Origin of the sequence: Fulvimarina uroteuthidis (assembly GCF_034321785.1) — a bacterium.
GTDB lineage: Bacteria > Pseudomonadota > Alphaproteobacteria > Rhizobiales > Rhizobiaceae > Fulvimarina > Fulvimarina uroteuthidis.
Genome location: NZ_JAXLPB010000002.1, coordinates 650618 through 664048 on the forward strand (window position 1 = coordinate 650618; position 13431 = coordinate 664048).

12 protein-coding genes and 1 riboswitch are annotated in these 13431 nt (G+C 67.8%); of the genes, 7 read left to right on the forward strand and 5 right to left on the reverse strand.

Annotation, left to right across the window (positions count from 1 at the left end; genetic code table 11):
• Position 1: 1 nt before the first annotated feature.
• Positions 2 to 1336, forward strand: coding sequence for a hypothetical protein (locus U0C82_RS07870; protein WP_322186524.1), 1335 nt, complete (start codon positions 2 to 4; stop codon positions 1334 to 1336).
• Positions 1333 to 2874, forward strand: a complete 1542-nt coding sequence (gene fliK / locus U0C82_RS07875; RefSeq protein WP_322186525.1) for a flagellar hook-length control protein FliK — start codon at positions 1333 to 1335, stop codon at positions 2872 to 2874. The genes U0C82_RS07870 and fliK overlap by 4 nt, the downstream gene beginning before the upstream one ends.
• A 79-nt stretch (positions 2875 to 2953) precedes the next feature.
• Here the strand turns inward: fliK and U0C82_RS07880 are convergent, their stop codons facing one another.
• A complete protein-coding gene (locus tag U0C82_RS07880; protein ID WP_322186526.1) occupies positions 2954 to 4060 on the reverse strand; it encodes a 2'-deoxycytidine 5'-triphosphate deaminase in 1107 nt (368 codons plus the stop codon).
• A 107-nt stretch (positions 4061 to 4167) separates the two neighbouring features.
• Positions 4168 to 4245, forward strand: a riboswitch (SAM riboswitch).
• Positions 4246 to 4336: 91 nt separating this feature from the next.
• On the opposite strand from U0C82_RS07880, the gene U0C82_RS07885 reads away from it, so the two are divergent.
• From U0C82_RS07885 to U0C82_RS07900, 4 genes are all read left to right on the forward strand, one after another.
• A complete protein-coding gene (locus U0C82_RS07885; RefSeq protein ID WP_322186527.1) occupies positions 4337 to 5533 on the forward strand; it encodes an O-succinylhomoserine sulfhydrylase in 1197 nt (398 codons plus the stop codon).
• Between the two features lie 247 nt (positions 5534 to 5780).
• Entirely contained in the window at positions 5781 to 6536 is a 756-nt protein-coding gene (locus U0C82_RS07890; RefSeq protein ID WP_322186528.1) for a sulfite exporter TauE/SafE family protein, read from the forward strand.
• A gap of 193 nt (positions 6537 to 6729) precedes the next feature.
• Positions 6730 to 8199, forward strand: coding sequence for a mannitol dehydrogenase family protein (locus U0C82_RS07895; RefSeq protein WP_322186529.1), 1470 nt, complete (start codon positions 6730 to 6732; stop codon positions 8197 to 8199).
• A gap of 102 nt (positions 8200 to 8301) precedes the next feature.
• Positions 8302 to 9030 carry a glutathione S-transferase gene (locus U0C82_RS07900; RefSeq protein ID WP_322186530.1) on the forward strand — a complete coding sequence of 243 codons (729 nt, stop codon included), beginning with the start codon at positions 8302 to 8304 and terminating at the stop codon, positions 9028 to 9030.
• 138 nt (positions 9031 to 9168) lie between these two features.
• On the opposite strand, the gene U0C82_RS07905 is transcribed toward U0C82_RS07900, so the two are convergent.
• Positions 9169 to 9993 carry a lytic murein transglycosylase gene (locus tag U0C82_RS07905; protein ID WP_322186531.1) on the reverse strand — a complete coding sequence of 275 codons (825 nt, stop codon included), beginning with the start codon at positions 9991 to 9993 and terminating at the stop codon, positions 9169 to 9171.
• Positions 9994 to 10352: 359 nt separating this feature from the next.
• Here U0C82_RS07905 and U0C82_RS07910 point away from each other — a divergent pair, with 359 nt between their 5' ends.
• Positions 10353 to 10922: a TlpA family protein disulfide reductase gene (locus U0C82_RS07910; RefSeq protein WP_322186532.1), complete on the forward strand. Its 570-nt coding sequence runs from the start codon at positions 10353 to 10355 to the stop codon at positions 10920 to 10922.
• 27 nt (positions 10923 to 10949) lie between these two features.
• On the opposite strand, the gene U0C82_RS07915 is transcribed toward U0C82_RS07910, so the two are convergent.
• Genes U0C82_RS07915 through U0C82_RS07925 form a run of 3 tightly spaced genes read right to left on the reverse strand, consistent with a single transcriptional unit; the run spans position 10950 to position 13416 of the window.
• Positions 10950 to 12284 (reverse strand): ABC transporter permease, encoded by a 1335-nt coding sequence (locus tag U0C82_RS07915; RefSeq protein ID WP_322186533.1) that lies wholly within the window; start codon positions 12282 to 12284, stop codon positions 10950 to 10952.
• Positions 12281 to 12982 (reverse strand): ABC transporter ATP-binding protein, encoded by a 702-nt coding sequence (locus tag U0C82_RS07920; RefSeq protein WP_322186534.1) that lies wholly within the window; start codon positions 12980 to 12982, stop codon positions 12281 to 12283. Before U0C82_RS07920 ends, U0C82_RS07915 begins: the two co-directional genes overlap by 4 nt.
• The gene (locus tag U0C82_RS07925) at positions 12979 to 13416 is read right to left on the reverse strand and encodes a hypothetical protein (protein ID WP_322186535.1); all 438 of its coding nucleotides are present in this window, start codon (positions 13414 to 13416) and stop codon (positions 12979 to 12981) included. The genes U0C82_RS07920 and U0C82_RS07925 overlap by 4 nt, the downstream gene beginning before the upstream one ends.
• Positions 13417 to 13431 lie beyond the last annotated feature (15 nt).

Sequence of the window (13431 nt, forward strand, 5' to 3'; positions counted from 1 at the left end):
GATGACCCGTTCGTCCCTTGCCCTTTCGCTTCTGGCGGGCACCTGCCTGGCGCTCGCCGCACTCGCCCCCGTGCATGCCGCCGAGGACGCGCACGGCGAGGCGACGTCCGAGGAGGTGCGCGCGGCCGCGCAGGCCGCCCGGGGCGAGGAGCCGGCCGGCCATGCGGACGATGAGGCGGAGGTCGGCGAAGCCGAAGCCGCGGAAGACGCTCATGGCGACGACAGCGCGGAGGCGGGGGTCCATTGGCAGACCGAACGCCCGCCCATGCCCTTCGAGGTGGTGCGCTCGCTGCAATATCTCCAGGATCAGGCCGCGCGCGGCAATACGGCGGCGCTCAAGGTGCAGCGCAGGCTGCTCGCATGGTTCGGCCCGTCGCTCTCCCATCGCGCGCCTGAGATCTGGCAGGACAAGCGCAACGTGCGCGCCGTGGCGCTCTTCGTCCTGTCCGGCGGGCCGGCGGAAGCCTTGCGCGACCTGCGCCAGTCCGGCGTGTTCGAGGCCCATGACGAACCGATGATCGACGGGATCCTCGCCTATGCGGCCAACCGCACCGAGGAAGCCGAGGCCAAGCTCTCCGCGATCGATCTGTCCCGCGAGGAGACGATCTTCGCCGCCCAGATCAATCTGGCGCTCGCCCAGCTGCGCGAGATCGAGCATCCGGACGAATCGCTGCGGCTGCTCGAGAACGTGATGCTCGCCGCGCCGGGAACGCTGCTCGACGAGGCGGCCCTGCGCCTCGGGGTCTTGTTGGCGGAAAACGCCGGGAAGACCGAAAAGGCCGATCGCTACGCGCGGCAATATTTCGACCGATACGCCTCGTCGATCTATGCCGGCAACTTTCGCGCGCGCTTTTCCGCCGTCTATTCCGACCGGCCGCGCGGAAGCGAGCTCGAGACCCTGGAAACCATGGCGGACACCTTGCGGCTGCTGCCGGACGAACAGCGGCTTGCGATGTACCTGTCGGTTTCGCGCCGCTCGCTCGTCGGCGGCAATCTGGAACTTGCCGGCCAGGCCGCGCAGGAGGCCTTGCGGATCGAGAGTGCGGCGCCGGCCGATCGCCAGCGCGCGCTGCTCTATCATGTGGCCTCGACCCTGTCGGGGCGCGACCAGAGCGAGACCCTGACGACGCTCGCCGCGATCGACGACGCGCTTCTGCACCCGTCCGACCTTGCGCTCAAGAATGCGGCGATGGACGTGGTGAACGCGATCCGCGAGCCGGCGACGATCGCCTCCGCCGGGGCCTCGAGCGAGACGCCGGGGGAAAACCAGACCCTGGCGCGAGCCGAATCCCTCATCAACGCAATCGACAACGATCTGAAGACGTTCGCCCCATGAGTGCACAGATTTCAAGCGCCATGCTCGACGGCGCCGGCCCCACCAAGCGTTCGCCTGCACCAGGTGGGAGCGAGGACGATGGCGGGCAGTTCGACTTCATCCTGAAGACCGGATCGCATCACAGGAAAACCGACGCGGACAAGCCGGCCGGGGACGATGGCACCGACGGCCCGAACCGGCTTGCCACGGAGGCCGGGACAACCGGCGAGACGCCGGCCGTCGCGGGACGCACGCCCGGAAGGCTCGGCTTCGAACGGGCGCTCCTCCAGTCGAATGGGGTGTCGAATGGCGACATGGCGGGTTCGCCGGAGAGCGCGACCGCGCAGGCCGAGGCCATCATCCTTGCCGAGGGCATGGCAGGGCAGATCGTCCTGGCGAACGGTGCCAAGGGCATCGACGGCGCAAAAGACGATTTTGTCCGGGCGCCCGTAAGCGCCCGGGGTGCCGCATCCCTCGAGCAGCTTCTCGCCGGACAGAACGAGACGGCCGAAGCCGTGCTGCCCGGCGCGGTCGGCGCCGGCACGCCGGTCGGCAGGGGGGAAGGCGTCACGGTCCGCGCCGATCTGGTGTCGATGCGCACCGACTTCCAGCCTGTCGGCATGGGCGAGACCGGGGCGTTGGCGGCCGGCGCGGTCAATGGAGGAGCGGCCAAGCGGCTCGACGCCGCACTCCGCAGCCTTGGCAAAGAGGGCGTGCGGGACGAGGGTTCGGCGTCTGTTTCGGGGTCTGGATCGGCGTCTGGCTCGGGGTCGGCGAAGACCGATCCGGAGCTTCTGGCCGAAGGCCTGGACGGCCTTAAAGCCGATGGCAAGAGCGAGGCGGTACCGGACAACCGGGGCGCGGGCGCAAGAGGCGCAAGAGGCGCAAGCCTTGCCGCCGAGCGCGCGGCGCAGGGGGCCGCGGACGGCGCGAAGACGATCGAAAGGACGATCGATCCGAATGCCGATTTCGGCAAGCAGATCGGTACGGCGCTCGCCGAAACGCTGTCGCCGGGCGGCGAGCGCCAGGGCCCGGCGCCCGGCGCCGGCGCAGCGACACCCAGGTCCGGCTTTGCTCAAAGCGACGAACGGGTTCGCTACCAGGCTGGCGGCGCGGCCATGAAGACGCTGCAGATCCAGTTGCAGCCGGCGCATTTCGGCAAGCTCGACGTGCTGATGCAGATCGTCGCCGGCCAGATGACGCTCCAATTGTCGGTGACCGAGCCCGAGACGCTGATGCGCCTGCAGGACGACCGCGAGGGGCTGAAGAAGGCGATGGCCGGGGCCGGGTTCGATCTCGACGAGGCCCGCGTCACGATCACCCTGCGCGATCCGGGCACGCCGGTGCGTCAGGTGCCCGCGGGCGAAGAGATCGCGCAAGGCCGCCCGGACCAGCCCATGTCCCGTGGCGGCGAGGCCGGCAATTCGCGCGGCGAGACGGGGGGAGGGCGCGAGCGGCCCGCCGGAACCGCTGGATCGCCGGCCGTCTCGGAAAGCGCTGCTTCCGACAGCGCCGTCCTCGAGCGCGGCCGGCGACAGGGCTCGCAGGTCTATCTCTGACGGGGCGGCTCCGATCGACGGCTTCGCCGGACCGGGCGCCGGGCCTGCAGCTCGAAGCCGCCGAAGCGGCACGGGGCGCTCAGGCGAAGTGCTTGGACAGCTTGAGCCCCTGCGCCTGATAATTGCTCTTCAGGTCCGCGCCGTAGAGCCGGTTCGGCAGGGACGCCATGTGTTCGTAGACGAGACGGCCGACGATCTGGCCGTCCTCGAGAATGAACGGCACCTCGTGGCTCCGCACTTCCAGGACGGCGCGCGAGCCCTTGCCGCCCGCCGCATCGTGGCCGAAGCCGGGATCGAAGAAGCCGGCATAATGGACGCGAAACTCGCCCACCAGCGGATCGAACGGCGTCATCTCCGCGGCATAGGCCGGCGGCACGTGGACGCTCTCCTTGGACACCAGAATGTAGAACTCGTCCGGATCGAGCACGAGTTCGCCCTCGCCGGAACGATGGATCGGCTCCCAGAAATCGGCGATCCGGTTCGCCGCGCGCCTGTCCACGTCCACGACCCCGGTGTGGCGCTTGCCGCGATAGCCGACGAGATGGTCGGCATCGCCCTTCAGGTCGATCGACAGTGCGATGCCGCCGCCGGTGATGTTGGCGGCGCTGTCGGAGGTGAGGCGATGCTCGGCGTGGAGCGCTTCGAGATCCGCGCCGTTCAGAGCCGGCTCGCCGCGTCGAAACCGGATCTGGCTGAGGCGCGAGCCCTGCCTGACGAGGATCGGGAAGGTGCGCGGTGAGATTTCCAGATAGAGCGGCCCATGATAGCCGGGCGCCACCTTGTCGAACTCGCGGCCCCGGTCGGTGAGGACGCGGGTGAAGATGTCGAGCCGGCCGGTGGAGGATTTCGGGTTCGCGGTCGCGCGCACGGCGCCGGGCAGTGCCAGCCGCTCCTGCAGCGGCACGATGTAGACGCAGCCGGTTTCGAGGACCGCGCCGGCCTCGAGCGAGAATTCGTGCAGCGAGAATCGCGCAAGGTTCTCGTCCACCGTGCGAAGAAGCCCCGGCAGGAAGCTCGCGCGCACCCGGTAGGCCCGGTCGCCGAGCCGCAGGTCGAGGGAGGCGGGCTGGATCTGATCTTCGTCGCGGGCGCGGGGAGCGGCGATCGCGCCCGCCTCGAACAGGGCGGCGATGTCGCGATCGGGCAGGATGCCGGCGGGTTCTTGGTCCGTTTCGTCTGTCGCCACTGCCGTTCCTGCTCTCGTTCAGCCGCCCGTCCTTCCGCGACGCCGTCCGGGCGGGATCGAAGAAGCGCGTTCTCGTGATTTGACGCTTACGCGAAATTCCCGTAAGCGCAAAGCGAAGTGGTGATTTGGCCGGCCGGCTTGCAGCCACGTTAAACAATTCGCTAAAGGGCCGATCCGAAACGTGGACCTTTTTTGTCCGTCTCGAACCGGCCCCGAAGCGATCCTCGCAAGGGCCGGTTTTTTTACGTCGGGAATCTGGAGCGACCTGGAGCGACCATGCTGAAGACAAACGAAAGCCGCAAGAGCTGGCGGCCGGCGACCGAACTCGTGCACGGCGGGACCATGCGGTCGAACTTCGGGGAAGTGTCCGAAGCGATCTTCCTGACCCAGGGCTATGTCTACGATAGCGCCGAGCAGGCGGAAGCCCGTTTCAAGGGCGAGGATCCGGGCTTCATCTATTCGCGCTATTCCAACCCCACGACCCGCATGTTCGAGGAGCGCATGATGCTGCTGGAGGGCGCCGAAGACGCGCGCTCCACCGCCTCCGGCATGGCGGCGGTCGCCAGCGCCCTGCAGTGCCAGCTCCAGGCGGGCGATCACATCGTCTCGGCGCGCGCCCTGTTCGGCTCGTGCCGCTACGTGGTGGAGACCGTCCTGTCGCGTATGGGGGTCGCCTCGACATTCGTCGACGGCCGCAATCTCGACGAGTGGCAGGCGGCGGTGCGCCCCAACACCAAGGTCTTCTTCATGGAGACACCGACCAATCCGACGCTGGAGATCGTCGACATCGCGGCCGTCGCCGAGATCGCCCACGCGGCCGGCGCCCGCCTCGTCGTCGACAATGTGTTTGCGACCCCGCTCTTCCAGCGACCGATGGAACTCGGTGCCGACATCGTCATCTATTCGGCGACGAAGCACATTGACGGGCAGGGCCGCTGTCTCGGCGGCATCGTCCTGTCGTCGAAGGACTGGATCGAGGAATATCTGCACGATTATCACCGGCACACCGGGCCGGCCATGTCGCCGTTCAACGCCTGGGCGCTCCTGAAAGGCGTCGAGACGATGCCCTTGCGCGTCGATCGGGCGACGGCGTCCGCCGGGCGGATCGCCGACACTCTCGCCGAGCACCCGAAGGTCGCCCGCGTGATCTATCCGGGCCGCGCCGACCATCCGGACGCGGCGGTCGTCTCCAGGCAGATGACCGGCGGCTCGACATTGATCGCGTTCGAGCTGAAGGGCGGCAAGCGCGAGGCGTTCGCGTTCGCCAACGGGCTGGATCTGATTCTCCTCACGAACAATCTCGGCGACACGCGCACGCTGACGACCCATCCGGCGACGACGACCCACAAGAATCTCAGCCAGGACGCCCGCGACCAGCTGGGCATTTCCGACGGGCTGATGCGTCTTTCGGTCGGCATCGAGCATGTGGACGATCTGCTGGAGGATCTCGACCGGGCGCTTTCCGGCGTCTAGACCATCGTGGGTTTGAAAAGACGTAGGATGCTCCAGCCATCTCTTCGATTTTTGCGCATCGGGCTTACCGAAGATCCACGCCGATCTTCGGGCCGACGCTCCAGCGCCGGGCGATGAGGTGGCAACCGGTTTTGCGGCCGCCCGCCGCGACGCCTAAGAGAACCGCCGGCCAAGGGCGATACGAACCGAGCTGCCCTTGGCTGCAGTGCACCATGGCCGTCAGGCCCGAAATACCGGCAGGCATTCGATGTCCATCCTTACCATCGCGCTTCTGTTCTTCGCGGGCTTCGTGTCCGGCTCGATCAATGCGGTCGCGGGCGGCGGCACGTTCATTTCGTTCGGTGCCTTCACGTTGATCGGCGTGCCGCCGATCATGGCCAACGCCTCGTCCTCGATCGCGCAGCTGCCGGGCTACTTCACCTCGACCCTGCCTTACCTCAAGGACCTGAAGACGCTCTGGCGCGGGCTGGTCGTGCTGTCCATCGTCTCGGTGATCGGCTCGCTTCTGGGCGCGCTGCTGCTGCTGTGGCTCGACAATGACCGGTTCCGCGCCCTCGTGCCCTGGCTGCTTCTCGCCGCGACCCTGCTGTTTGCGGCGGGGCCCTGGCTGAAGCCGAGACCGAAGCACGAGGAGACCGCGCGGCAGGGCCGGAACATTTCCGGCCCCCTCCTGCAGTTCGTCACCTCGATCTATGGCGGCTTCTTCGGGGCCGGCATGGGGATCATGATGCTGGCGACGCTGGGGCTCACCGAAAGCGGCGACTATCATCGCCTCAACGCGATCAAGAACGTCCTTGCCAACGTGATCGCGATCGTCGCGATCGTGGTGTTCGTCTCCGGCGGCGTCGTCAACTGGCCGGGTGCGCTCGCCATGGCGCCGGGCATCGCGCTCGGCGGCTATTGCGGCGTGTGGATCGCCCAGCGCGTGCCGCAGATCGCGGTGCGGATCTTCGTCATCGCGTTCGGCCTGTTTCTGGCGGGCTATTACTTCCTCGCCGGCTGAGGTCGCCGACCCGTGCAGCTTTTGGCGGGCGCCGTTCGCTGGCGCAACGATAAGCGCGGCATGATGGAAGGCCGGACGGGCGAACCGGAAGGCAAGAGCTTGCCGACGTCGCGATCTTCCTATGTTCGCAAGGAACGAGCCACCGCGCGGGCCGGGCGGATTCCAGAGCCTGCGGCATGTTGAGGACAGTCCGATGACCACGAAACTCTCGCTCGAAACCCTTGATCGGCTGCCGGCGAATGTCGGGACGCCGGCCTATGCGCGCGCCGACCTGACCGCGGGCATCCTGCATATCGGCGTCGGCAATTTCCACCGTGCCCATCAGGAGGTCTATCTCGACCGCCTGTTCGAGACCGGGCGCGACCTCGACTGGGCCGTCGTCGGCGCGGGGCTGATGCCGTTCGATGCCAAGGTGCGCGACACGCTGAAGGGTCAGGACTATCTGGCGACCGTCGTCGCGCAGGAAGCCGAAAGCTCGACAGCCCGCGTCACCGGCGCGCTGATCGACTTCGTCGAGCCGGGCGACCCGCAGGCAATCGTGGACCGCCTTGCCGATCCGCGCATCCGCATCGTCTCGCTGACCGTGACCGAAGGCGGCTATTTCGTCGATCCCTCGACCGGCGCGTTCGATCCGCACCACCCGAAGATCGTCGCCGATGCGGCCGACCTCGACAATCCGCAGACGGTTTTCGGCGTCATCCTGAAGGCCCTGAAGAACCGCCGCGCGGCGGGCGAGACCCCGTTCACGGTGATGAGCTGCGACAATCTTCCGCACAATGGCAAGGTGGCCCGGGACGCCGTGATGGGGCTTGCGAAGGCGGCCGATCCGGAACTTGCGGCCTGGATCGGCGAGACCGTCGCTTTCCCGAGCGGCATGGTCGACCGGATCACCCCGGCGACGGGCGAGCGGGAGCGCCGGATCGTGCGCGAGGATTTCGGCGTCGCGGACGATTGGCCGGTGTTCTGCGAGGATTATATCCAGTGGGTGCTCGAGGACCGGTTCACCGCCGGCCGCCCGGCGCTCGATCGGGTCGGCGTCCAGTTCGTGCCCGATGTCGGCCCTTACGAGACCATGAAGATCCGCATCCTCAACGGCGGCCATGCGGTGATCGCCTATCCCGCGGGGCTGATGGACATCGAATTCGCCCATGAGGCGATGGAGAACGACCTCGTCGCCGCCTTTCTCAAGAAGGTCGAGGGCGACGAGATCCTCCCGATCGTGCCGCCGGTGCCGGACACGAGCCTTAACGACTATTTCAAGCTGATCGAGACGCGCTTCGCCAACCCGAAGATCGCCGACACGATCCGCAGGCTCTGCCTCGATGGCTCGAACCGCCAGCCAAAGTTCATCATCCCCTCGATCAGGGACAATATCGCCAGGGACCGGGACGTGTCGGGTCTCGCGCTCGCAAGCGCGCTCTGGTGCCGGTACTGTTTCGGAACGACCGATTCCGGTGCGGCGATCGAGGCCAACGATCCGAACTGGGATCGCCTGACCGAGCGTGCGAAGGCCGCGAAGACCGATCCGTCCGCCTGGCTGGAAATGACGGACATCTACGGCACGCTGAAGGACGAACCGCGCTTTGCGAACGCATTCGCCGACTGGCTGCGCATGCTGCACGACAAGGGCACCGCGGCGGCGCTGAAGACCTATCTTGGCTAGGTTGCAAGCGTTTCGCTCGGCGGCCGCGCGGCGACGTCTGCCGCGGCGGACGAGTGTCGCACATTCCACGGTGCGGGGCGGCAGGCGAGGGCGGGGGCGATCATGATCGATCTTTATTACTGGCCGACCATTCCCGGGCGCGGGGAATATGTGCGGCTCGTCCTCGAAGCCGGCGGCCTCGCCTATCGCGACGTCGCGCGGCTTCCGGTTGAGGAGGGCGGCGGGATCGAGCCCATGGCCGCCATCATCGAGGGGCGAAAGGGCGGCTTCGTGCCGTTCGCGCCGCCCTTCATCGTGGATGGCGGCCTGCTGGTGTCCCAGACCGCACTGTGCTGCGCCCATGTGGCTCGGCGTTGCGGGCTGGTTCCGACGGATCCGGCCGGCGAGGCCGCCGCCCTTTCGATCGCGCTGACGGTGATGGACCTCGTGTCCGAGGTCCACGACACCCACCATCCGATCGCCGTTTCGCTTCGCTACGAGGACCAGATCGACGAGGCCCGGCGCCGGGCCGCGGACTTTCGAGCGAACCGGCTTCCGAAATTCCTGTCCTGGTCCGACAATCTCATCGAAAACAACGAGCACGATTCCGGCTGGCTCGTGGGCAGGACCATGACCTACGCCGATCTCGCACTGTTTCAGACCTGCCGCGGGCTCGATCATGCGTTCCCCAATGCGATGGAAACGGCGTGGCCGGAAGCGCCCAAGGTGAAGGCGCTGGCGCGGGCGATCGGCGACCTTGCGAGCATCGCGGCCTACCTGGCCAGCCCACGCGCGCTGCCGTTCAACGAGGACGGCATCTTCCGGCGCTATCGGGACCTCGATCCGGCTTGAGCCTGCCGGCGGCGCCGGGCTTTCTGGCCGGGCGGCGGGGACTAACGCGCCCGGATCTCGAACGGTCGCCCGCGAAAAAGCCCCGGACGGTGTCGCCCGGGGCTTCGTCATGTCGCAGATTCAAGCGGGGCTGGACGCTCAGCTGTCGATCTGGGCGCCGAGATAGGCGATCGCCTGCTGGTAGACCGGGGCCGCGTTCCAGCCCTGAATGCCGCGATAGCCGGCCTGGCCCTGCTGGTAGTTCGCCGTCATGCCGTGCTGGCGCAGGAAGTTGGCGGTGGAGTAGAGCGCATCGCGCGTGGTCGACAGATCGACGCGGCCGTCTCCGTCGCCGTCGACGCCGTACTGCAGGATGTTGTTGGCGAGGAACTGGGTGTGGCCGAACTCACCATGGCCGGCACCGCGCGAATTGGGCGACAGGCCCCCACGATCGATCAGCTTGAGCGCTGCGACGAGATGCGGCTTGAAGAAATCGGAACGGCGGCAATCGTAGGCGATGGTCGCGGCCGACGAAACGACGTTTTCCGAGCCCATGAAGCCGCCAAAGCCGGTCTCCATGCCCCAGATGGCCAGGATCGGACCCGGCGTGATGCCGTAGCGGTTCTGGATGTCGGCGAACATGGCTTTGTTCTGGGCGAGCTTCTTCTTGCCCGTGCTGACGATGGAGGCGCCGCCACGCTTGTTGAGGAAGGTGTCGAGGCTCATGGTGAAGGCGGACCCGCCCTTCTGGGCCGCGCGGTCGATGCGGATGGTCTTGTCGTTGTAGCGCGCGCCCGCGAGCGCCTGCAGGCCCCGGTTGCCGACGCCGTTCGCCTGGGCGACGCCCGCGAACTGCTGCTTCCACTGCTCGAAACCGGCCGGGCCGTTGCCGCAGGATTGCGCGAACGCGCTGGTCGCGCCGAGCGACAAGGTGAGGCCGGCGGCAACGCCGAGAGCCTTCAGTGTGGTCTTGAATGCGGTCATTTACAGGTCCTTGTCGGCTGGCCCTTCCTGGGCACGGTCGAAAAAATTCTAGGCTCGGAACGCGGTGCGCGCTCGCCAGGTGTCGGGCGAAGCGGTTGAACCTCCCCTGAACGGCGCGGCGGCGGCATCGAGGCCGGCAATCAGGTTCGTGAAGAGTCCCCATCCCCTACGGCACGCGCTTTTCATCCGAAGAGAACGGCAAAATGGTGACATGATGGCGTTTCGGCGGCAAATGCTTTCAAGGTCGTTGCAAAACGGCATCAAGCGCCCGTAAGGGCACGGCGATCCTGCTGCGTACGGCATCCGCGACCTGCCCATGCGAACGCCGGTCGGCGCCGTGGATAGCGGAAAGGAAGGCGATGACCGACGAGGCTGCAAGCGAGGAAACCCGGCCCGACCAGGGGCGCAGGCGCATGCTGGGGGCGATCCTCGCCGGCTTCGCTTCCGCGGGCGTGTCCGGGCGCGCCGGCCGGGCCGCCGAGGGTCGGGCGCTCGATCTCGGCGCGATCACGGTGACGGACGGCACGCGGGTGCGGGCACTCGAAGATGTCCTGCCGGCGGAACCGACCCTTCTCCATTTGTGGGCGACCTGGTGCGCGCCCTGCCTGACCGAACTGCCACAGATCGCTTCCTTCGCCGCCGAACTGGACCGAAGGGGAGCGGCCGGGCGCCTCCTTCTGGTCTCGGTGGATCGCAAGCCGTTCGCGCAGGTTCGCAGCTTTCTCGACGACGACCTCGCTTTGCCGGACCTTCGCACGTGGCAGGTCGCGGACGGGCCCATCGGATCGGCGTTTCGCGTGTTCGGCTATCCGGCAAGCTTCATCATCGGGCCCGGACCGTCGCTCCTGTGGCGGCACGAGGGCTCGCTGTCGTGGACGGAGCCGGGCGTCGTCGCAGCGCTTGCCGAGCGCCTTCGACTGAACCGGTGAAAGGCGGGCCGCGAAGGCCTGGCGGCGTCAGGCCCTCAGATCGGCGACCGGCGGCCGCATTAGGGCGATCGTCGCCGGCAAAAGCGCGATGACAAGGGTCAGGCTGACGAAGCCGGCGACGAGATGGAGTTCCGTCCAGCCGAGGGAGGCCTCGATGAGAATGTCCGTGCGCGCCGAGACGATGGCCGAGATGATGCGCGCCGCGCCGTAGCCGACGAGAAGCCCGGCGCCCGACCCGGCAAGGATCAGGACCGCGGCATAGGACCAGACGACGGCGAAGACGAAGCGCGACGGTGCGCCAAGCGCCCTGAGGAGCGCCATCTGCCGCGCGAACAGCCGGGAGAGGATGACGAGACCGGCAAGGACGCCGGCCGTGACGAGAACCTGCGTGACGATCGCCAGAACCGACATCGCCTCGCGCACATCGCCCAGAAGCCCGTAGAGGCTCGACAGGACGGCGCCCGGAAAGAAGGCCATCGTCCGCTCGGTCTGATAGGTCGCCCGAAGTGCGTAGGCCTGCGTGAGTTCGCTGGCGGTGACGAGAATGGCGGGCGTGCCGGGAAAATAGGCGGCGTCGAAGGGCGGGCCGACCTGTTCCTCATGCTCCGGTGCGTGGCCGTTCGCAAGGCCATGCACCTCCCACACCGCCTCGATGGGCACGAGCAAAGCCCGGTCCCAGGGGCTTCCCGTCGGCGCCATGCGCCCGACCACCGAAAATTCGTAGCCCTCATGGTCGTGGTGATCGCCGGCTTCGCCCTCCGCCTCTTCGGTGCCGTGCCGCGGGGTGAAGCGGTCGCCCACGCCGAGCGGGGCGAGGGCGCCGGCGACCGCCTCGAAATGATCGGCGAACATGCGGCCCTGCGCCGGTTCGCCGGCCAGGTGGGCGACAAATTGCGGCGTGGTGCCGACGACCGGCGCCCCGTCCAGATGATCGCCGAAGCCGATCGGCGCGGCGATGGCCACCCGCGGATCGTCCGCGATCTCGGCATAAAGGTCGCCGGGAACGAGCGGCACGTCGGAGGCTTCGAGATAGACCGCGGCGAGCATCGCCGTGATCTCGCTGCCGGGGGCCGCGATGACGAGATCGAACGGGTCGGCCGCGCGGGCCGTGCCTTCGCGAAGCGCCCGCTCCTGTGCGATCAGCCCGGTGCCGATTCCGACCGAGACGGCGATGAGGGCGCCGAACAGGAGGCTGGTGAAGGTGAAGCGCTTCGCCATGGCGGCTGCGAGCGCGAACGGCCTGTGGCCGGCGACGACGAGGACGCCGAGAAGAAGGCCGGGGGCGGCGAGAAGGCAGAGCCAGAGAAGGTCCTGCGCGAGGGCGGGAAGGCCCGACCACCAGTCGCCGGCGAAATCGATCATCCTGCATCCGCCTCCACAAGCCGGCCGTCGGCGATCCGTACGCGGCGCTGCATCGCATTGGTCAGCCGGGCGTCGTGGCTGACGACGATCAGCGTTCTGTCTTCCTCGCGCGCAAGGCCGGCGAGATCGTCGATCAGCCGGTCGGCATTGGCCCGGTCGAGGGCGGCCGTCGGCTCGTCCGCGAGGATGATGTCGGGATTGCCTGCAAGCGCGCGGGCAACCGCGATGCGCTGGCGCTCGCCGCCGGAAAAGCTGCGCACGGTGCGCGCTTCCACATCGCCGAGGCCGAAGCGCTCGAGCAGCGTCCGGGCCCGCTCGACGATGGCGCGGCGCCTGGCGCGCGGGGCATAGCCGGCCGAGATCGCGGCGTTGGCAAGCGGGCTCAGCTCCTCGAAGAGAAGATGATCCTGGAAGATCATGCCCAGATGGTTCTTGCGGAACCGGGTGCGCTCGGTGCCGCTGGCGGCCAGAAGATCGGTCGCGCCCCAGCGGATCGATCCGGACGTGTGCGTCACGAGGCCTGCGAGCGCGTAGAGAAACGTCGACTTGCCTGCGCCGGAGGGGCCTTCGATCGCAAGCGAGACGCCCGGCGCGGCTTCGAGGGCGGGCACCGTGAGGATCACCCGGCCGTCCTCGCCGCGCACCGCGAGATCGCTGATCGAGAGGCTCGACGCAGCCGGTGTCCGAGGCCCGGTCATGCGCGTTCGTATGTCGCGTCGGCGAGGCGGACCATCGAGACGAAGCCGGTTTCGGGATCCTTGAACTCGCCGAGTTCGAGCCGTCCGGTGGTCACGAGCTTGATCGAGTAGCGGACCACGTCGACGGTTCGCTTGGTGTAGATCGCGACGATATCGTCCGGCCAGTCGAGGGAGGTCTCGCAGAACGGGCAGACCGCCATGGGGCGGCGGGTGAGGACGAAGAAGGAGGATTCGGCCTTCAGCGGCGGCGCCATGTAGCCGATGACGCCGACGCGCTCGCCTTCGAGGCGCTTGGCGAGAGCGGTGAAGCTCTGGTCCTTCTCGTAAAGATCGCGGAGCCTGATGATGTCGCTCGCCCCGAACGCATCCTGCGGCATGGCGCAGGCGGCGAGGAGTCCCGCGCCGGAAAATTTCAGGAAGTCCCTGCGTTTCATCGCCGTCTTTCCTCT